General features: G+C 45.7%; 18 protein-coding genes, 2 tRNA genes and 4 pseudogenes. 12 read left to right on the plus strand and 12 right to left on the minus strand.

The window, feature by feature from the left end:
* Position 1 precedes the first annotated feature (1 nt).
* From LACSTY_RS05630 to LACSTY_RS05655, 5 genes and pseudogenes are all read left to right on the plus strand, one after another.
* Entirely contained in the window at positions 2-292 is a 291-nt protein-coding gene (locus tag LACSTY_RS05630) for a hypothetical protein (RefSeq protein ID WP_016381085.1), read from the plus strand.
* A 104-nt stretch (positions 293-396) separates the two neighbouring features.
* Positions 397-747 carry a hypothetical protein gene (locus tag LACSTY_RS05640; RefSeq protein WP_016386759.1) on the plus strand — a complete coding sequence of 117 codons (351 nt, stop codon included), beginning with the start codon at positions 397-399 and terminating at the stop codon, positions 745-747.
* Positions 748-761: 14 nt separating this feature from the next.
* The gene (locus LACSTY_RS05645) at positions 762-1175 is read left to right on the plus strand and encodes a phage holin (protein ID WP_087911975.1); all 414 of its coding nucleotides are present in this window, start codon (positions 762-764) and stop codon (positions 1173-1175) included.
* A gap of 10 nt (positions 1176-1185) precedes the next feature.
* Positions 1186-2361: a GH25 family lysozyme gene (locus LACSTY_RS05650; RefSeq protein ID WP_087911976.1), complete on the plus strand. Its 1176-nt coding sequence runs from the start codon at positions 1186-1188 to the stop codon at positions 2359-2361.
* 196 nt (positions 2362-2557) lie between these two features.
* Positions 2558-2632 (plus strand): annotated as a pseudogene (locus LACSTY_RS05655) (glucose-6-phosphate isomerase); the annotation flags it as partial.
* A 140-nt stretch (positions 2633-2772) separates the two neighbouring features.
* Here the strand turns inward: LACSTY_RS05655 and LACSTY_RS05660 are convergent.
* From LACSTY_RS05660 to LACSTY_RS05685, 7 genes and pseudogenes are all read right to left on the minus strand, one after another.
* Positions 2773-3612, minus strand: a pseudogene (locus LACSTY_RS05660) (tyrosine-type recombinase/integrase); the annotation flags it as partial.
* Positions 3613-3810: 198 nt separating this feature from the next.
* Positions 3811-4413 (minus strand): DUF4352 domain-containing protein, encoded by a 603-nt coding sequence (locus LACSTY_RS05665; protein WP_087911977.1) that lies wholly within the window; start codon positions 4411-4413, stop codon positions 3811-3813.
* A gap of 207 nt (positions 4414-4620) precedes the next feature.
* Entirely contained in the window at positions 4621-4908 is a 288-nt protein-coding gene (locus LACSTY_RS05670; protein WP_087911978.1) for a putative quinol monooxygenase, read from the minus strand.
* Between the two features lie 278 nt (positions 4909-5186).
* Positions 5187-5762, minus strand: a pseudogene (locus LACSTY_RS05675) (DNA/RNA non-specific endonuclease); the annotation flags it as partial.
* A gap of 86 nt (positions 5763-5848) precedes the next feature.
* Positions 5849-6038 (minus strand): annotated as a pseudogene (locus tag LACSTY_RS14735) (DNA/RNA non-specific endonuclease); the annotation flags it as partial.
* Positions 6038-6802 (minus strand): sunset domain-containing protein, encoded by a 765-nt coding sequence (locus LACSTY_RS05680; protein WP_087911980.1) that lies wholly within the window; start codon positions 6800-6802, stop codon positions 6038-6040. The pseudogene LACSTY_RS14735 and the gene LACSTY_RS05680, both read right to left, overlap by 1 nt.
* A 153-nt stretch (positions 6803-6955) precedes the next feature.
* Positions 6956-8119 (minus strand): glycosyltransferase family protein, encoded by a 1164-nt coding sequence (locus tag LACSTY_RS05685; protein ID WP_087911981.1) that lies wholly within the window; start codon positions 8117-8119, stop codon positions 6956-6958.
* 462 nt (positions 8120-8581) lie between these two features.
* On the opposite strand from LACSTY_RS05685, the gene LACSTY_RS05690 reads away from it, so the two are divergent.
* From LACSTY_RS05690 to LACSTY_RS05700, 3 genes are all read left to right on the plus strand, one after another.
* Positions 8582-9499, plus strand: coding sequence for a Gfo/Idh/MocA family protein (locus LACSTY_RS05690; protein ID WP_087911982.1), 918 nt, complete (start codon positions 8582-8584; stop codon positions 9497-9499).
* A gap of 97 nt (positions 9500-9596) precedes the next feature.
* Positions 9597-10064, plus strand: coding sequence for a nucleoside deaminase (locus LACSTY_RS05695; RefSeq protein ID WP_087911983.1), 468 nt, complete (start codon positions 9597-9599; stop codon positions 10062-10064).
* Between the two features lie 184 nt (positions 10065-10248).
* A tRNA-Glu gene (locus tag LACSTY_RS05700) sits at positions 10249-10320 on the plus strand.
* A 101-nt stretch (positions 10321-10421) separates the two neighbouring features.
* Here the strand turns inward: LACSTY_RS05700 and LACSTY_RS05705 are convergent.
* Positions 10422-11258 carry a TIGR02391 family protein gene (locus tag LACSTY_RS05705; RefSeq protein ID WP_087911984.1) on the minus strand — a complete coding sequence of 279 codons (837 nt, stop codon included), beginning with the start codon at positions 11256-11258 and terminating at the stop codon, positions 10422-10424.
* 504 nt (positions 11259-11762) lie between these two features.
* Between LACSTY_RS05705 and LACSTY_RS05710 the strand changes: the two genes are divergently transcribed.
* A complete protein-coding gene (locus tag LACSTY_RS05710; protein WP_010488931.1) occupies positions 11763-11900 on the plus strand; it encodes a hypothetical protein in 138 nt (45 codons plus the stop codon).
* An 86-nt stretch (positions 11901-11986) separates the two neighbouring features.
* Here the strand turns inward: LACSTY_RS05710 and LACSTY_RS05715 are convergent, their stop codons facing one another.
* Both LACSTY_RS05715 and LACSTY_RS05720 read right to left on the minus strand, forming a co-directional pair.
* Entirely contained in the window at positions 11987-13180 is a 1194-nt protein-coding gene (locus LACSTY_RS05715) for an MDR family MFS transporter (protein WP_151466853.1), read from the minus strand.
* 256 nt (positions 13181-13436) lie between these two features.
* Positions 13437-14867, minus strand: a complete 1431-nt coding sequence (locus LACSTY_RS05720; RefSeq protein ID WP_087911986.1) for a C69 family dipeptidase — start codon at positions 14865-14867, stop codon at positions 13437-13439.
* A gap of 126 nt (positions 14868-14993) precedes the next feature.
* Between LACSTY_RS05720 and LACSTY_RS05725 the strand changes: the two genes are divergently transcribed.
* A tRNA-Gln gene (locus LACSTY_RS05725) sits at positions 14994-15064 on the plus strand.
* A 182-nt stretch (positions 15065-15246) separates the two neighbouring features.
* On the opposite strand, the gene LACSTY_RS05730 is transcribed toward LACSTY_RS05725, so the two are convergent.
* Both LACSTY_RS05730 and LACSTY_RS05735 read right to left on the minus strand, forming a co-directional pair.
* Positions 15247-15432, minus strand: a complete 186-nt coding sequence (locus LACSTY_RS05730; RefSeq protein ID WP_010488926.1) for a hypothetical protein — start codon at positions 15430-15432, stop codon at positions 15247-15249.
* Positions 15425-15760 carry a hypothetical protein gene (locus LACSTY_RS05735; RefSeq protein ID WP_087911987.1) on the minus strand — a complete coding sequence of 112 codons (336 nt, stop codon included), beginning with the start codon at positions 15758-15760 and terminating at the stop codon, positions 15425-15427. Before LACSTY_RS05735 ends, LACSTY_RS05730 begins: the two co-directional genes overlap by 8 nt.
* A 147-nt stretch (positions 15761-15907) precedes the next feature.
* Between LACSTY_RS05735 and LACSTY_RS05740 the strand changes: the two genes are divergently transcribed.
* A complete protein-coding gene (locus LACSTY_RS05740) occupies positions 15908-16627 on the plus strand; it encodes a histidine phosphatase family protein (protein WP_087911988.1) in 720 nt (239 codons plus the stop codon).
* Between the two features lie 206 nt (positions 16628-16833).
* Positions 16834-17490 carry a TetR/AcrR family transcriptional regulator gene (locus LACSTY_RS05745; RefSeq protein WP_025012648.1) on the plus strand — a complete coding sequence of 219 codons (657 nt, stop codon included), beginning with the start codon at positions 16834-16836 and terminating at the stop codon, positions 17488-17490.
* Positions 17491-17546 lie beyond the last annotated feature (56 nt).

A 17546-nucleotide genomic window follows, 5' to 3' on the forward strand; every position in this document is an offset into this window, starting at 1 on the left:
GATGAAGATTAAGATTTGGCTAGATGAGCAAAACCGCCTGACCAACTGGGCCTATGAAGCGGAAGATGCCAAAGTAGGATCAACAGAGGACGGTCAACAAATCATAGAGGCAACTGACGTGTCTCAGTTTTTTGAGGATCACGCATCTCTTGTAGACGGTAAAATCGTTGCCGATGAGGGTTACGATCCGGCTAATGATCATCCACTTCCCGGACCGTCACCTGAACAGCAGATGATTGCCGCGCTGTATGCCCGTGTGACAAAGCTTGAGGATGGTGGAAAAAATGAGTGACTTTGAATTTTGTGGCACACTATATTCTTGGGGGTGCCCGATAGAGCAGTACGTGGGGCGGCAAATAACGGAGGACCAATACAAACAAATTACAGGCAGTGACTATGCCGCCAGCAAAAGCTAGCGGCTATTTTTATGGAAGGAAGTATAAAGATGTGGATTTCAAGAGTTGGATAGATATGTTTGTGGAGTTGGGTGGTGGAGCTTTGTTTGGTTGGTTTGCAAGCCAATGGCGCATGCATCGAAAGCATGGAAAGGCAATTGATTCAGGCCTTGTCGGTTTGCTTCATCATGAGGTTTACATGCTGTGTAACCATCATATCGAGGTGGGGTATATCAGCACGGACGACTTGGACGATCTTAATTACCTTTTCCGCAGCTACAAAGCACTGGGCGGTAACGGAACGGGCGAAGCGCTATATAACAAAGTTTTGCAACTTCGGATTAAAAACTGAAAGGAATGTTCAGTATGAAGATTAATTGGAAAGTACGAGTATTAAGCGTCAAATTCTGGCTGGCCATTGTGCCAGCTTCTTTGTTGGTGATTCAAACGGTGGCGGCAGTCTTCGGTTACAACTGGGACTTTGCTAGTTTGGGTAAAGAACTCACTGCAGTGGTCAATGCAGTGTTTGCATTATTGACCATTGTCGGGGTAGCCGTTGATCCAACCACGGAGGGCGTCAGCGACAGCCAACAGGCGTTAGCTTACCCGGCACTCATTACCACCAAGGCAGCTAAGATCAAGTCCTTAGAGGACCAGATTAAGGCACTGCAAGCGGATAAAGAGGCTGACCAGGTAACTGCTGCTAGTGAAGTGGTTCCAGAGACGTCTTATGCAGCACCGGCGGAGTCAGCACCGACATCTGTTGCTCCACAGCGATAAGGAGGGCACCATGAAATTTAAAACTAAACTCATCACCTTGGTAGTCGCCTTCTTGGCGGCTATTTCTTTTGCCTTGCCATCGCATGTCAATGCAGCAAAGGGTGATCAGGGACCTGATTGGTCAAAGTATCAGGGAGCAAGTGGACGATACGGCACCGATCAAGATAAGTTCGTCATCGCTCAGATTGGTGGGACTTACGGTGGTACTTACATCGATCAGTGGACGTACGATAGCCAAATTGCCAGTGCAAAGGCAGCAAGAAAACGTGTGCATAGCTACATCTGGTATGGCGTTGGTGGAAGTAGCCAGTTGGGGTTAGAAGCACTTGACCGTTATATGCCTCGTATCAAAGCGCAGACACCAAAGGGAAGCATCGTTGCTTTGGACTACGAAGATGGTGCTTCTGGCAATATGGCAGCTAATACGGATGCCATTTTAGCTGGCATGCGGCGCATTCAAGCTGAGGGTTACACACCGATGTATTACAGCTACAAACCGTATACATTGGCACATGTTGACTATCAGCGCATTCTGAGAGAGTTTCCTGACAGCCTTTGGATCGCTGCTTACCGTGATTATATGCCAACTACCAAACCAGACTATGGTTATTTTCCAAGTATGGATGGGGTAGCTATTTGGCAGTACACGAGCGCATTTGGGCTGTCGCAAGGCCTCGACGGTAATATTGATTTGCTTGGTGTCACCGATAATGGCTACTCGAAGCAACCAGTAACACCTATCACCCCAGCACCAAGCAAACCAGCGCAATCAACCGCAGCCACTGATACCGACTATGCGCAAACTGGCGTTTTCAAGCCTTCCGCGACTGTTAACATCCGCACTGGTGCCGGCACCGGCTATGCATCCGTTGGTAGCTATGCTCCGGGTGAAAGTGTGATTTATGATCACGTGTATATCCGTGGCACATATGTTTGGGCACGTTATCTCAGCTACTCAGGCAGGTATCATTATGTTGCCTTGGGCGTGAATGGTGGGGAGAGCTATGGCTCGCGTTCGTCTGGATATACTTCGCCGGTAAGCCACACGTACTACACTGTCCGCTCTGGTGACAGCTTCTGGAGTATTGCCAGCAAGTATGGCATCAGCATGTACACGTTAGCCGCTAACAACGGCAAGTCAATTTACAGCGTCATTCATCCAGGCGAAAGCCTGTATATCCGATAACAAAAAGTCCTCTGCTCGCTAACGCGGGTGGAGGACTTTTTTACTTATGCAATAATATAAATATAAGTAATTCGTGGTGAAGTTGTGGTGAAGTGAATCCGAAATTATGAAACCTAAGAAATTGATATAGAGCTATTTTTGCTTTTACACCGGCGATTTGAAACCCTATGAAATCAGTGCTCAAGCAAATCACAACAAGAAGAACATGTTCGCATTGCTCGGTCGTCCCGGGTATGAGGATATGACGAAGGAATTGAATGCGCGGCTGTAGTCGTGAGGGTTTGTGCGTTTTGAAATAGTTTAAAAAAGAAGCCTCAAAATTGGGTTGTAAATGTTCGTGGCTGAATTTTGGCTGAATAGCCAAAGTTAGCCGTGCATTTCTATCACCATTTTTGAGGCTTTTTTGCGTATTCATTCATTGAGATACTTTTCAAATCGCCGATGATTTTCTTGCTTTTTGGCAGGAGAGATCTCCGCATATATTTGTGTCGTTGAAACATCTTTGTGCCCTAAGTCATCTTTAATGTCATCAAGACTCAATCCTGCTTCACGCATTAAAACAGCATGGGTGTGCCTTAGATCGTGAATTCGAATATGGGGAAGATTTGCTCGTTTGGTGATGCGATTGAATGCGCCTGTCGTCGCGCGAGCACGTATAGGTTCTCCAAACTTTGCTTTAGTTGAATAAGTGAAAACAAATTCTTGGTTATGGTTGGTAGCAAACCGAAAACCACTAACGTTGCCGATGTTAAAATGACGCTCATATTGCTGCTGAAGTAAATGAGCGACACGTTCAGTCATATACTCGGTACGGGCAGAGCTGGCAGTTTTCGGGCGATCAAGTGCGATCTTTCCTTTGTTCACCCCAGTCTCGGCACGATAAATCCGCGTAGCACTGACAGTTAGCGTGTTCTTGGCGAAGTCAATATCTGACCAACGCAGTGCCATTGCTTCACCGACCCGTAGTCCACAATCAATGAGCGTCACGAAGAAGGGAAGCCACATTGGTTCCTTGTCTGCTTCTGCAGCATCAATGAAAGCAGCGACTTGTTCTTTGGACCAGTAATGTAACTTTTTGGATGGGGTCTTTGCATAAACACTGAATTCAACACCGATCGCTGGGTTTTTCTCAAGATAGCCGATAGCAACAGCTTTTTTAAGTGCATTATGAAGCGTTCCGTTGATTAACTTCACGGTATTTAACGACAAGCCATCTGCAAAAAGTGAATTGATAAACTCTTGGTGCTCTTTTTACCAGTTTGAGGATTTATTCCTGCGAGAACTTGGAATCTCCAACGTTTTGTTCCATCTTTCAAATAGTAATGCTGGATTGATGCCATAAAATCGCACTCCTTTTGGATTTTGAAGTTCAATAATTCAAACGTATGTTCGTTTATTGGCTGAAAATAAAAGCCCCGAAAGGCTATTTGTTTGCGCTAGTGGCCACGTTTACTTGGCGATGCCGCCTTTACCAACTGAATCAATACCGTTAAATTGGTCACCGACATTAATACTTATATTTTTTACATTTGGTTTGGTTTTAGTTAATAAATAGAATGTTCCAGTCGTTGCTGTGCCAGGTTGAACCTTGCCGTTAGAATTCATATCAATACCAAAGTTTGTGGTACTGTCACGCGTGTACTCAATACCATCATCGTCTAGCACTTTAGAAGAAGTGTTTGATAAACTGAATGCTTTTGCGCCTATATTTTTTAATTGGTAGCTGATCTCTGTTCGATAATACCTGGACGGGAAATCCTTGATACCAGAAAAGTTGTACTCCGCATTCGTATAGTTTGATCTCTCGTTCTCAACTCTTTTAGTAGTGATATTGGTGATCGTGTATTGAATCTCACCAACGGGGGAAAGAACACGTTTCTTTGATGTAGTACTGTTGTCTGCTGCTAGTTGTTTTTTAAGAGATTTGTTTTCAGCTTTGAGTGAAGCAACTTCAGAACCATTTTTGCCTGAAGAAGTTCCAGTAGTATTTCCACAACCACTAAGCACTAATGTTGCCAAAATAGAGCATCCGATAATAATTGTCTTTTTCATTTTTACTCCTCCAAAATTAAAAATAATATTTAGCAATTGTTGATCTTGCCGCGTTTTTCATGTATAGCGGAATATCAAGTGCTTTCATAATTTCAACCAAACTACCTCATCTTCGTCGATGTCGGAAAAATAAATTGAAATCAGAATGGTGAGCACATCTCAAGTAACTTCGTCTTCGATACATGTCTTAGCGTTGAGAAGATCCAACTACTCCGTATAATCCATCCGCACAATCTCAAGCGGTTCCGCCAAAAAGTCGTCAATTCCCGCTAGAAACTTTTGGAAATGCGCCGTTTGGTTATGTAGTTCGACAGCTGCGTCGTCTTGCCAATGCTCGATGATTTCATATTTGTTGGGGTCGGCGAGGCTTTGGAAGTGATCGTAGCTAAGATTGCCGGCTTCGGCACGCGATCCTTCGACCAGCAGACTGATGAAGTGGCGATACTTGTCCGTCAGTTCTGGCTTTACCTTTAACGTGACATTAATGACTTTCATTTGAATCCTCCTAAAGGGGTTTGGGTTTGTTGTGGCGTAATGTATTGACAAAGGCGTTTAAAGAGACGCCTTAACATAATTTCATTATACCCGATTACTAGCAATTTACCGCGTCATAATTGTTGCAAGTGGGTGAGATCATAGCTGAATGATTGGGCTGTGCCAAAAGTGATTTGGAACATCACAAACGAACCCACTTCAACAATTGAAAATGGCCGAAGAAAAAAGCCGTACGGACAAATGTTGTCTAACGGCTTTCAGTAAAGGATTCTTGTGTTTTAGTTTTTGGTACTGGTACCATCTGCGTAATTGATAGTATATCCCGGTTCAACGTTGAAGATATAAACGTTGAATCGAACTGTGTCGTCGCCAACGCTTTGCGCCCGCATTTGGACACCACGAGCAACGAGCTCATTGCCGCGGAAGATTGGCTTGACTTCATAACGCACGTAATGCTGGCTGTTTTGTTTGAGGTAGTACGCGATGTCCATTTCATGAGCCAACATGAGTGGACTGTTAAGCGTTTGGGTTCCCGTCATCAGGTTCTTAGGATTGTTATTTTCACCAGTCAGCTGGTAACCGATCAGATGGCTGCGATTGTAGAGCCATCCGTGTGCTGTCTTTTTGTTATGCCAGCCGGTTGGATTCCAGGTGAGGGGTTCACGTTTGGCTGAGGGCATCAGCGATTTGTTCAAAAGTGCATTCGCATCGGTGACGCGATTTTGGCTGTCTAAATCGCTGTAAGTTGCCCAGGCACCTTTTGCTGTGGAAAGATCGCTTTTGTTAAAAGCGGGGTCATTGTTGTTGACGGTTATTTCTTGTTGACCGGTGTAGTCAAGACTAGCTAAGTTGCTGGTATCCGGGGAACTGCTCGGGGCCTCTGATGCTTTTACTTCTGGTTCCTGCTTGTTTAAGGTTGTTTTGAGTTTGCTGACCTGTTCACGTTTGTCAGTGATCGCATCGTCAAGGCTGCTGATAGCTGACGCGGTTTTCTTGTTAAGCTTGGTCTGACTAGCCACCGGATCGACCACTGTTTTTGCTGATTTCGAGCTGCTTTCAGAACTGCAGCCGACTAACAGGACACCCAGAACGACTAAGGGGGTGAGGTATTTCATTATTTTTCTTTTCATCATCGCAGCGCCTTTCGGTAACCATGAGCTTGTGCATCAGCTTCAGTCTTGAAGTAAACGGCGTTAGCAGAATTCATGTGATATCCTGCTTGACCTGGAACGTGATAAATCATACTACGACTGTTGCCGACAATAGTTCCCTGCTCTGCAGTATTCATATCGCCTTGATTAGTAGGCGCCTGTTGTTGAGTTGCGGCAGCTTGCTGTTGCTGTTGTTGCTGTTGTTGCTGTTGTGCAGCAGATTTCTTTGCTTCTTCTGCCTGCTGTTTAGCTGCCGCAGCAGCTGCGGCGGCTTGGGATGAAGAAGCTGCCTGTGCAGATGACGCCGCGACTTTGCTGGCTGATGCTTCCCGGGACGCTGATTCTGAAGCTGCTGAAGATGCTGATTCTTCAACAGCTCGCGATGACGATGCACGGGCGTCAAGTTGGTCTTCCAGCTTGGTTTGTTCCTTCTTCAGTGCCTTTAATTCTGAAGACTTCTTAGCCTTGGCTGCTAACAAAACCTTGCCACGTGCTTTTTCCGATTTTAAAAGACTTTTCTGCTTTGCAGTCAGTTTCTTGGTGGTTGTTTGCGCTGATGAAGCTGTTGATGGTTTTGTGTCGACCATCGGACTGCCCACAAACATGAGCACAATGCCGCCGATCAATATAATAAGGTTGAAACGTTTCGTTAATGGATGCTTGCGTTGCCGCACCAAACGAATCGTGCCCCAGACTGTACCAATCAGTCCGAGCATGACAAATAAATTGCCCAGTGTTGACATTTTTCTCCTCCAAATTCCCTAGTGACAATTGTACGAATATTGCGATTAAAAAATATTCGTATGAACTTATTTCTAAGGTTTATTTTCCCAGAAAAAAAGCCCAACGGCAAGCGTCGGACTTAATTTTTGACTTATGACTGCGTCGGATTCAATTTATGACTTTACAACGTCAACATTGGCATAAAGATTGGCGATAATTGCCAGCATGTCTTTTTCGGTTCGTTCCCAGCTGATTGTTTTCAGATAAGCTTGGGCTTTTTCAATATGCTGTGTGATCGTTTCAGGATTTGCACATGCTGCCTGAAGCGTTTTGGCAAGATCACGCTCGTCAAGATGACAAGAGAAGTAGGTATTGTCTTTCAAGAAGTAACTGCCAGTACCTTCTTTGAAATCAATCAAGGGAAGACCGGCGCTCATCATTTCGTAAGGAACCAAGGAGAAATTAGTCATCGAGGTTGCGATGCCGAAATCAGCTTCATGATAAAGCTGGTTAAGCTCTGGCGGTGTTAGCTTTCCGAGATTCTCACCATTGATAAAACGCTTGCTACGCCCCGTACCGAAGTATTTGATTTTTAGATCAATGCCCTTAGCACGCAAGATGTGGCGGCAATTTTCAAGGACAATTTGAATCGTGACAGGCGCCCGTCGCGGACTGCTCCATTTGGTGTAAACAGCTAACGTAATTTGCTGCTTTTTTTGATACGGAGCAGTGTCACGTTCTTTAAATGGATATCGGGCAACATCAACCGGAAAATTGATGACGTCAATTGGACTATTGACCTGGCAATGCGTTGTGATCATATGTGCGCACCATGGACCAAGCGTCACCATGTGCAGGCCGAGGCTATACGTACGTCGCGCCATCTGGTAGCGGTCACCATAAGGGTAGAAATACGGTTCGTAATCCTGGACAAAGTACATCTTATAGCCGGGTTTATTTTTAATGATGTAGACCGATTCCCATAAAGTGGCGATCCAAATATCGGATTGGTGCGATTCGAGTTCACCCATCGGCAGGCATGTACCTTTATAGCCGGGGTAATTAAATTCAGCATTTTGGATCATTTCGTCTTGGCTTTGCGGGACATAGCTGAGGTAATAAACGTCATAACCCGCGTTGGCTAGGAGCGTGCCTAAGTGTAACATGGTTGTTTGGCCGCCATCATAACCGATGATTCCGGTTGAGACAAACGTTATTCGATTACCACGCGGCTTGGTCTGATCGGCCGGCCGGTCATTGAAATATTTAAGTATCTGATTATACTGATGAATGCTGCCATCAGGGGCATCATTAAATTTAGTTTTTGCAGGTTTCACAGCCGTTCCTCCTATCAATTGGCATACTGAGCATGTAGGCCACAAGCAGAAAAATGGGTAGAAAAAAGAGGCCTGGTGCCACTGTTGTTTTTACAGCAGCAGTACCCGTTTAATGAAAAGATTCTGCGAAGACCTAATGTTTAATTTAGTTTACATAATAACCGTAAGCCAAATATTAAAAATTTTCAAGTTTGCCCGGAACAGAGTGCGTGACTGAGCGCGGTTATAAGTCGGTCTGGAGGAGAGCTCGACCATTGCGACAGAGGCTTCTACATGCTGACTTTCGCGCGGACAATCGTATTTCAGAGCTGTATGATTAAAAAGTCTAAAGACATTATGAGGGTTATACAGAAAACTTAGAAGATAGCCAATATAAAAATCCTAATAAATGCTTATCTTTACCCTTGGAGAGGCCTGTGCTAGTGTGAGAGTATCCATATCAATGAAAGAACAGGTGAAGTTATGTTAACGATTGGTGTCATGGGCTTGGGCTCAATTGCCCAAAAAGCATATTTACCGGTTTATGCACAAATGCAAGATCAAGTGCAGTGGCTGTTAAGCACCCGCGATGAAGATAAATTACAACAACTGTCAAAGCAATATGGGCTGGCTGCGGCGGGGAATTCGCTGGAAGCGTTAGACGCAAAGCAGCTTGATGCCGTCATGATTCATACGCCAACAGAAACTCACTATCAATATGTCAAACATTTTTTGGAAAAGGGTATTCATGTTTTTGTCGATAAGCCGTTGGCAACTGACATGGGACAGGTTAATGAACTTTATGACTTGGCCGAATCCCAACACGTGATGTTGACGGTCGGGTTTAATCGTCGGTTTGCCCCGATGATTCAGGATCTGGCTCAAGTAGCAGATAAAACCGGTGTGCGCGTCGACAAGAACAGAATTGACGCACTTGATGACACAAAACATGCCTTGTGGGATCTCTTCATTCATCCAGTGGACACAGCGCTAATGTTGGCGGGTTATCCTGAAAAACCCAACACGCGATATGCGGTGCATACAACTTCAGATGGTCAACTTCAACAGGCAAGCGTGACCTTCACCGCGCCTGGCATTCGTGGTGAGGCCGGTATTGATTTGCAGGCCGGCACCAACCTTGAAGAAGCGCAAGTTGCGTCTCCGAGTGGCATCCAAAGAGTGCAGAATTTAGATCAGCTGGTTGTTTATGGACGTGGCGGTGCGTCACAAACATTTGCGCCGAATTGGCAGCCAATGCTGGAGACACGTGGCTTCGCTTCAATGGTTCAAGCCTTCGTACAGGCTGTCGCCGATCCAGACAGCAAGAATCCGGTATCACCTGCGACCAGTCAGCTGGCACATGCTGTTGTCGCGGATCTGGTTAATCAGATTCAAGAATGATCGCTATTTTCATGGATTGCTAGCTGAGAGACTTTTAAAATAGAGCCAACTAACAGGTGTCCACTCTACTTAGTTTGTCATGGGGGAAACAAGATATATGTATCAAAAATCGTTTATGGAAATTGCCAATGAAGAGGCGCGTGCCAATGTTAATGGATCAGATGGCGGTCCTTTTGGGTGCGTCATCGTCAAGGATGGGAAGATCGTGAGTCGCGCTCATAATCAGGTTTTGGTCGACCATGATCCGACTGCACACGGTGAAATTACTGCCATCAGAAAAGCTGGGCAAGCGCTGGGAACTCATGATCTGTCCGGTTGCGAGCTTTATACTTCGGCCATGCCTTGCCCGATGTGCCTTAGTGCGATCATCTGGGCCAACATCAAACAGGTTTATTATGGCAACACGGCGGATGACGCTGCAACGATCGGATTTCGGGACGCGGCCATCTATGACTTCATTAACGATGGCCTGAAAGGGAAGATGCTTACATTGAGTCAGCATGATCGGGACATGACGATTGGTGCCTTTAAAGCGTATCAAACAGCCCAAAAGAAATTGTATTAGTTGCGAGTGATGCCATTTATTTGAAGATGCGGCGCGAACGATGTACCAGGCTACGGATGGCTTTGTGCTGGTCGACAAATGGCTTTGTACTGGCCAAAATACATGGCTTTGTACTGGCCAAAATACAGTTGACTTTTCCAAGGTTTCCTGTAGAATAGTTTGGGTACGATAAAGCGCCACACATTGCCCGTTGGTCAAGGGGTTAAGACGCCGCGTTCTCAGCGCGGAAACACGGGTTCGAATCCCGTACGGGTGAGAAATAGAATCAAACAGATAAAACAAAACCCTCAAAATGCCTTTATAACGGCGCTTTGAGGGTTTTGTTTTGGGGCCAAAGGTCGGATCTGAACTATTATATTACTCGTCCCACCCTCGAACGTCCATTACATTGTCTAAGATGCGGTGAGCTTTAGAGATCATGACAAAGGCAGAAACGGCATCATCGATATTCTTTTCATCATAGAGTTTCGGATGGTGCGCTTGAGGATTTCTATACATGTACACGATTGTTTTCAATAAGGCTGAAATTGCAAAGTACATGTCCCGTTCATCAGCGGTTTGAAGTCGATTGTTACGAAGAAAAAGAATTGGGGCTCGGAGAGAAAACGATTTTTCGATGAGGCGGGTGCCATCTAGCTGAAGACCAGAAAGAGATTGAATTCGGGACATTAATCCTTTGCTTGCTTCAAAGATTGCATGGAAATAATCCTCTCTTAAAAGTTCTTCACGGCAGAACATCATCACTCTTTTGTCAAGCTTTAATGGGGCCAATCTATTTGATAATGATTGAGTCCGTTCTAGCGCTTCGGTCATAGTGTTTGCTGCAATGACTTGGTTTATAAGACCATCATCACCTAACTCATAACCATTAAAGATTAGTATTTCGTTAATTGACTGGCGGAGATTTCGCCACTGACCTGGTTGCTTTATGTATCGTGCGGGGTTGGCGACGTATTGGATAACATTCCAAAGCGGAGCGTGATTGCCATATACATCATGGATTTTTGCGATAATTGATTCATTGATACGACGCCATTTTGTGGTATTCGTTAAATTTGGGTTTGATACTCGGCGATCATTGTCAAAATCGTAGAGAGAAAGATTTTCGAGCATTGATGTTATTTCAGAACCTGTTAATTCCCTTCCAAGTACTTTAGCTATTTGTTCGATTGTTGCTTCTGTAATTTTTTTCAATATTTACTCTCCCAATTTATGATTAGTGTATCCAGAAAAATTTTACATTGCTTTGGTAAAAAATAAAAGCACTTTGGTTCTCGAAAATTTGCGGAAAATAGCTGACGCGTGATATCAAACAGCAGTTCGAGAGCTAATTGACAGAAAAAAAGCTTGACGATCAGTGAAAATGGCAGATTAAACAAAATCGATGAAAAATGCTCTATTTGTACAAATTGATATCTTAAATTTTTAAAGAGACGAGTGCGGATGCGGGTAAGAAAATCACCAGTGTATGTTGACGATCGTAAAACTTGGTAGCAATTATCTGGAATTGACCTCGCGACTATTGCTGACGTTAATCTACTTTGACTAACTAGCATGGTGAAAGACAGTGATTGATGGCACGAATTTTTGACTTTTTTCGACAACTCTCTACCCCTTGACAACTGTTTTAACATAAACAATGTAGGGTTCTTGCATATCACGCAGAACCAAACGATTGAAAATGGAGGCGACGGCATCATGCAATATCGAATTCAACTCGATACTAAAAACCAGTTGTTTGTGGCGATTGATGCGCATGACCAGAATCATTTTGGAACTGGTCGAACGATTGAACAAGCCATTCATAATTTAAAAGCGACAAACAAAGCCGCATAATAAAACCCCATCCGTCGTTGGCATGAACTTAACTGTCAATGGTGCGGATGGGGGCTTTTTTGTAGTCGATACTGAAAATTAGAACCTTACTGATAGCGAACCAAGTCGTGGCGAGTTTTTAGCCAGATAGAGAGGAGAATAGTGACTAAGGTGAAGACACCGGCTGCGGCGATGATGAAGAGACTACGGTAGCTGAGCCAGTCGATGACAAGGCCGCCAAAAAGCGGTCCGAGTGCACGGCCAACAGATCCCCAGGAATTCACGAAGCCTTGATAGCGGCCCTTGATGGCGCGGGGCGTCAGATCATTGACCAAGGCGGGGATAGCAGGGGAAGCGGTGGCTTCACCGGTGGTTAGCGCGATCATGGCGATGACGAAGAAGCTATATGTTCGCGCAGTGATGAGGATGAGGAAGGATATGGCGACCATCACCAGGCCAAACAGAATTTGGTAGATAATGCGAATCCCATTCACGTGTTCATTGAACCAATTCAAGAAGAGTTGAATGACCACGATTAAAGCGGCGTTGAGCGTCCATAAGAAGCTGTAATTGCGCAGTGGAATGCCGAGACTTGTCATGTACACCGATAAGTTTGAGGACCATTGCTGGTACATCAGCCAAAAAACCAGTAGTGCAAAGAAGAAAGTCATCAGCATCAATTTGTTTGCGGCTGGTAAAGATGGCTTCTCTGCTGTTGTGGTAACTTCTTTTGGCTGGGATTGGGTTATTTTTGCAGCTGGCCGAAACTTTGTGAGCACGACTGTGAAGAATAATGAATATAAAATGACAGCGATTAAGAACAGTAAGGTTACGCTGATATCATAGACAAAACCGACCAGCGCCGTTCCGATCACAACGCCAACATTTTGGGCGAAATATAACATGGTAAAAACGTAGCGACCATCTTTTGAGCGTAAACTGGTTCCCAGTGAGTTGACCATGGTAATGTTCCAACCGGATCCGATACCGAGTAAGGTTAGCCAAATGCAATAGGCAGGCCACCCGTGCCAAAAAGTCAGGCCAATGAGTACAAGTCCGGTTAGACCGACGCCGAACAGGGTTAACCGGTATGGATCCCCTTGATCGTACAGCCGTCCGCCAACAATGCTGCCGATGACGCTACCCAGAGAGTTCAGTAACAAGACAATCCCGATGACCGTTAACGAGATATCGAGACGATTATGTAGATAAATACTGGTTAGTGGCCAGATGAAGCTCATCCCGATGCTACTTAACAGTGCTCCTGTAAGCAGCCAGCGTAACCTGATTTCGTGCGCCATCAACATTGCCTCCTTATATGATCAGTTATGGCCACTGCCTGATTTGACAATAACGCAATAATCTCATGGTACGTCAAGCCTTGGCATGAGGTCAATTACGGCTTTACGAAGAGTGGCGTTTTTTCGCGGGCAGAGGAAATAGCCAATGTAAAACGATAAAAAAACATCCTCGCGCATAAAATAGCAAGGATGTTTTCTAATTGACAGATTCAAAAATAATTGAATGAGTGGTACCTATTTTGCTTAACAAACGTGACTAAAGATTCTTGTCCATGTTGAAGGTGAGCTTCGATAACTTCAGGCTTTCCATGACATAATCGTTAATTAAAGCCTTAGTCGCTGCCTTGGTATGGGCAACAATTTTGTAGTTGGCCTCGGTTAGATACTGCGTTAATTCCTTGGCACCAAGCTCTTTGGCGCCTTCGTCAAAGGATTGAAGCATTTCGCGATAATCGCGATTGAGAGCTGTCAGATAATCGCGATCAGCCTGAATGAACTGGGTATAATGCGCTTCTACCAGGACATCGAGCAGGCGATGCAGCCAGTACGCGGAGTCAGCGTCGAGATCGAAGGCTTTCGGCGTTTTCGAATAGCTGGGATCCGTGTCATTGGCGTTGCAGTAAAACGGTACATATGGACTGAAGGTCGGCATGCCGATTGCCAGCCACATGATCGCCGCCAAGCCTTCCTGAACGTCACTGCGTAGTTGCAAGATGTGGGAATTTTGGGTGCGATTTAAGCCGATCGGACGATAGCGGAAGCGGTCGGCATCCGCACCGTGGCCATAAGGATCAAAAGGCGTCTCGTTGTAATGACTGCCAAGAATCTGGGCAATATCTTCACGAGTGATCAGATGGTCGGTCCGCATGATAAACGGTAAGTCAGCTGATTCAGGATCTGCCGCGATTTCCGGATTGAGCAGCTTGTGACCGTACCAAACCCGCGGCGTGTTATAGTGGCGATCTTTTTCATTCATTGTGCCGAAAATGTGGCGGAAGTTCCAGCCTTCTTTGTCGGTATTGAGATGATGGTCTTCAACAAATTCCTGAATGCCTTCGCTCCAGGCAAAATTGTCGGTGTCTTCGAAGTCAACCTGCTGAATGGCAACTTGATTGGCCGCAATAGCATAGGCATCGTCAGGAATACGCTGAGCGACCCAGTGATGGCCGGTGACGATTTCCATGTACCAGACACTGTCTTTGTCAGAGAACAGGACAGAATTACCTGCGGGCGAACCGTATTGTTTGATCAGCTGGCCGAGGTATTCAACGCCATGGCGCGCGGATTCGATGAATGGCAGCACCATGTTGACGATCAGATCTTCATCAAGACCATCTTTGACAAGTGGATCAAAGCCCAATGCCCGTTCATTACCGTAAGTACTTTCGGTTGCGGACATGGCGACATTGCGCTCGTTGATGCCACTTTCTTCGTAATCGCCGAGCTTATCGTTTTCGACATTGGGAACGGCATTATAGCGATAACCATTTTCCGGCAAGTCTGCTTCAAACCCATTAAGCGGTGACTTGACGTGTAATGATTTTTCGCCTTTCCATCCAGCGTGCATATAGAAACGTTGCGGTGTCAAGGGACTAAAGGTGTCATCGTTACGAGCGATCATCGTTGAACCGTCGATGCTGGCCTTCTTACCAACCAGAATCGAAGTGCATGCAGATTCAATTTTCATTCTTGCGCCTCACTTCTTAAGTATTGGTAACAGTTTACGACAGAATCAATTTTTTTGCACCTCCGTAAAAAAAGTCGTTGACAACCGCGCAAATCTTTTTTAAGATATTATTCGTTGTTAAGTTACTGGGTAGTAGCGAAGTGGTAACGCAGTGGACTCTGAATCCATAATCATAGGTTCGATCCCTATCTACCCAATCCTAGATACGACGATAGCCTATCGATAAGAACAGAAGCCTTGATAAAAAGGTTTCTGTTTTTTTCGTTTACCGCAAGCAAGAATTTATTTCAGGAAAATGTGGGATGATTGCGGCACGTTTATGCTCCTGCCAACGCTGTTAGGAGCCGGTGAGTGCGTTATGACGATGCTGGAAGAACCCTCAAAGCCGCTGTGTCCACGCCAAAAAGCCGGCATAAGCAAAGCAAATGCAGGCATAGATTAAAAAAGCCGCAATCATAAACGCTAACCATGGCCAGGTTAGAAACGCCCTGGCGATGAATAAGAAGAAAGCCATCAACACCGCGCGTAATCCGCGGGTAAAGACGGCTTTGACGGCGCTATTCAAATGATACCTCGATCAGCAGGCGCTTAGCCTTTGTCAGATGGCTGGTGGTCATCCACATCTGGTTAGTAGACGGGGTTTCAACGTCTTCGCCTAGTTCAGGTAGTAGACTCAATAGCCAAGCGCTAAGCTCTGGGTTATTGAAGGAAAAGTGTTCCGGCAACCGGATGACCCGTAACCGATTCGGCGGGAAGAAGAGTTGTTGACTAGGAAAGATCACGCGGTCGTCGAGTAAAATGCTGGTGACATTTTGATACGGGACTTGGCGGACGTGATAGCTTTGCGGATGGTCGTGGGCATATGCCAGGATCATGATGGCTGCGTCAATCAAAAAAAGGCCTCCATTCAAAGATGCTTACGGATTTCATGATACCATGGATGAAGATAGCACGTGAGCCGGTCTATTTTCAAACTGGCGAAATATTTGGCGGCGAATTGTCTTGAGAGAACAGTGGGCAATTTATAGGAGTATCGAAAAATGACCAAAAGGCTATATTTAGTCAGACATGGTGAAACGCCGATGAACGCGGCGCGGCTATTGCAAGGGATTACGAATGCCAATTTGACTGCAAAAGGGCGAGATGCAGCCGATCGGTTGGGTGAGTTATTGCAACCGGTGCCGTTTGCCAAAGCCTTTTCGAGTGATCGAACGCGGACGTTGGAAACGGCCAAACGGATTCTTGCCGGGCATGAACCTAAGCCGCCGTTAGTGGCGTTGTCTGCCTTGCGCGAATATTATTTCGGCGGGTTAGAAGGTGATCCAGGCAATGCCATTATGGCACGGACGATTCGTCGGTATGGGCTGACAACGGCGTGGCGGGCTTGGGTCGGATCAAGCCGTTTTCCGGGATTAGTCCGGTCCATTCGCAACGCCGATCCAACTCATCAAGCGGAAGATTTTCCTGATTTGTTAGCGCGCGCCCGCCAAGCCTTTGAGCAGGTGGATGAGCAGAGCCCGGATGACAGCGATATTTTGGTTGTCTCGCACGGCTTGCTTTTAAGTGCTTTGATTTATCAGCTGGCACCTGATCAGCTGCCATTCAGCTTGTTGAAAAATACCAGCGTGACGCGAATTGATATTGTGAATCAGAAAATGCGCGTCCGCGGCGTGAATCTGACGCGGGAACAGGACATTTTGGCCTTGCGTCATGATGAGCCGAAAGCCGACGATGATGCGGCCAAGCATGGGACAAAATGACGGTGAGTGTCGTGGACGATTTTTGAACACGGTGCGATTGAAAAAGCAAGGCGAAACGGTAACTTCAGACCTCTGACTGAAGTTACCGTTTTTTGATTGCTTTTTTAAAGAACAGCGTCTATAATGACACCTTGTCATATGACGGATTGTCACAACCGAGTCACAGTTAGTCGGGCTGAGAAACTCGGAGCAGAAAGGGGGTCGCCATGCCGAAAGCAACATTCTTCCGCTTGCCGGAAGCAAAACAACAGCGGTTAATGGACGCGGCGTATCAAGAATTTGCCCGCGCCCCATTTAATGAAACCAGTATTAGTAATATTATTAAGCATGCCGGCATTCCGCGCGGTAGTTACTATCAATATTTCGATGACAAGGCGGATCTGTATTTTTATTTATTGGAAACCGTGCGGCAACGGACCGTTTTGACTTTGCAACAGGTCATGACGAAGCATCACGGCGATCTGTTTCCTGCCATGTCGGAATTTTTCGGCAAAACCATCACGGCACTGGCACATGGGCCGCATGCGGCTTTGTATCGGAACGTTTTTTTACACATGGATTTTCATAGCGCCGCCAAAATGGCCGGATCTAAGGCGCCGTTTCTAAAGCCGCATCATGGTCATCAAGAAATCCATGATTTCTTATTGACTAGCATTGATCGCAGTCGGCTTCGTATTCAGACAGATGATGAGGTCAGTTTACTGATTCGTCAGATTGTCGGTATGTTCATGCAGACGATCGCCTATTATTATTCAAACCAGGCTGAAGGTAAGCCGATTACGGTCGCTGAACTCAAACGACGCAGCGATCAGCTTCTTGACTGGTTGCAATTTGGCGTTGCCCGTGATAAGAAACATCATTAGGCCGCGCACAACACCGGACTGCCTGTATGGGTCCGAAAAGCATCTGTTAGGAGGAA

Source organism: Lacticaseibacillus styriensis, assembly GCF_030770295.1.
In the GTDB taxonomy this organism is placed as follows: domain Bacteria; phylum Bacillota; class Bacilli; order Lactobacillales; family Lactobacillaceae; genus Lacticaseibacillus; species Lacticaseibacillus casei.

What these genes read in the sequence shown, in the direction of transcription:
- LACSTY_RS05630 (WP_016381085.1), top strand. Translation starts at nt 2, where the DNA reads ATGAAGATTAAGATTTGGCTAGATGAGCAAAACCGCCTGACCAACTGG.
- LACSTY_RS05640 (WP_016386759.1), top strand. Translation starts at nt 397, where the DNA reads ATGCCGCCAGCAAAAGCTAGCGGCTATTTTTATGGAAGGAAGTATAAA.
- LACSTY_RS05645 (WP_087911975.1), top strand. Translation starts at nt 762, where the DNA reads ATGAAGATTAATTGGAAAGTACGAGTATTAAGCGTCAAATTCTGGCTG.
- LACSTY_RS05650 (WP_087911976.1), top strand. Translation starts at nt 1,186, where the DNA reads ATGAAATTTAAAACTAAACTCATCACCTTGGTAGTCGCCTTCTTGGCG.
- LACSTY_RS05665 (WP_087911977.1), bottom strand. Translation starts at nt 4,413, where the DNA reads ATGAAAAAGACAATTATTATCGGATGCTCTATTTTGGCAACATTAGTG.
- LACSTY_RS05670 (WP_087911978.1), bottom strand. Translation starts at nt 4,908, where the DNA reads ATGAAAGTCATTAATGTCACGTTAAAGGTAAAGCCAGAACTGACGGAC.
- LACSTY_RS05680 (WP_087911980.1), bottom strand. Translation starts at nt 6,802, where the DNA reads ATGTCAACACTGGGCAATTTATTTGTCATGCTCGGACTGATTGGTACA.
- LACSTY_RS05690 (WP_087911982.1), top strand. Translation starts at nt 8,582, where the DNA reads ATGTTAACGATTGGTGTCATGGGCTTGGGCTCAATTGCCCAAAAAGCA.
- LACSTY_RS05695 (WP_087911983.1), top strand. Translation starts at nt 9,597, where the DNA reads ATGTATCAAAAATCGTTTATGGAAATTGCCAATGAAGAGGCGCGTGCC.
- LACSTY_RS05710 (WP_010488931.1), top strand. Translation starts at nt 11,763, where the DNA reads ATGCAATATCGAATTCAACTCGATACTAAAAACCAGTTGTTTGTGGCG.
- LACSTY_RS05715 (WP_151466853.1), bottom strand. Translation starts at nt 13,180, where the DNA reads ATGGCGCACGAAATCAGGTTACGCTGGCTGCTTACAGGAGCACTGTTA.
- LACSTY_RS05720 (WP_087911986.1), bottom strand. Translation starts at nt 14,867, where the DNA reads ATGAAAATTGAATCTGCATGCACTTCGATTCTGGTTGGTAAGAAGGCC.
- LACSTY_RS05740 (WP_087911988.1), top strand. Translation starts at nt 15,908, where the DNA reads ATGACCAAAAGGCTATATTTAGTCAGACATGGTGAAACGCCGATGAAC.
- LACSTY_RS05745 (WP_025012648.1), top strand. Translation starts at nt 16,834, where the DNA reads ATGCCGAAAGCAACATTCTTCCGCTTGCCGGAAGCAAAACAACAGCGG.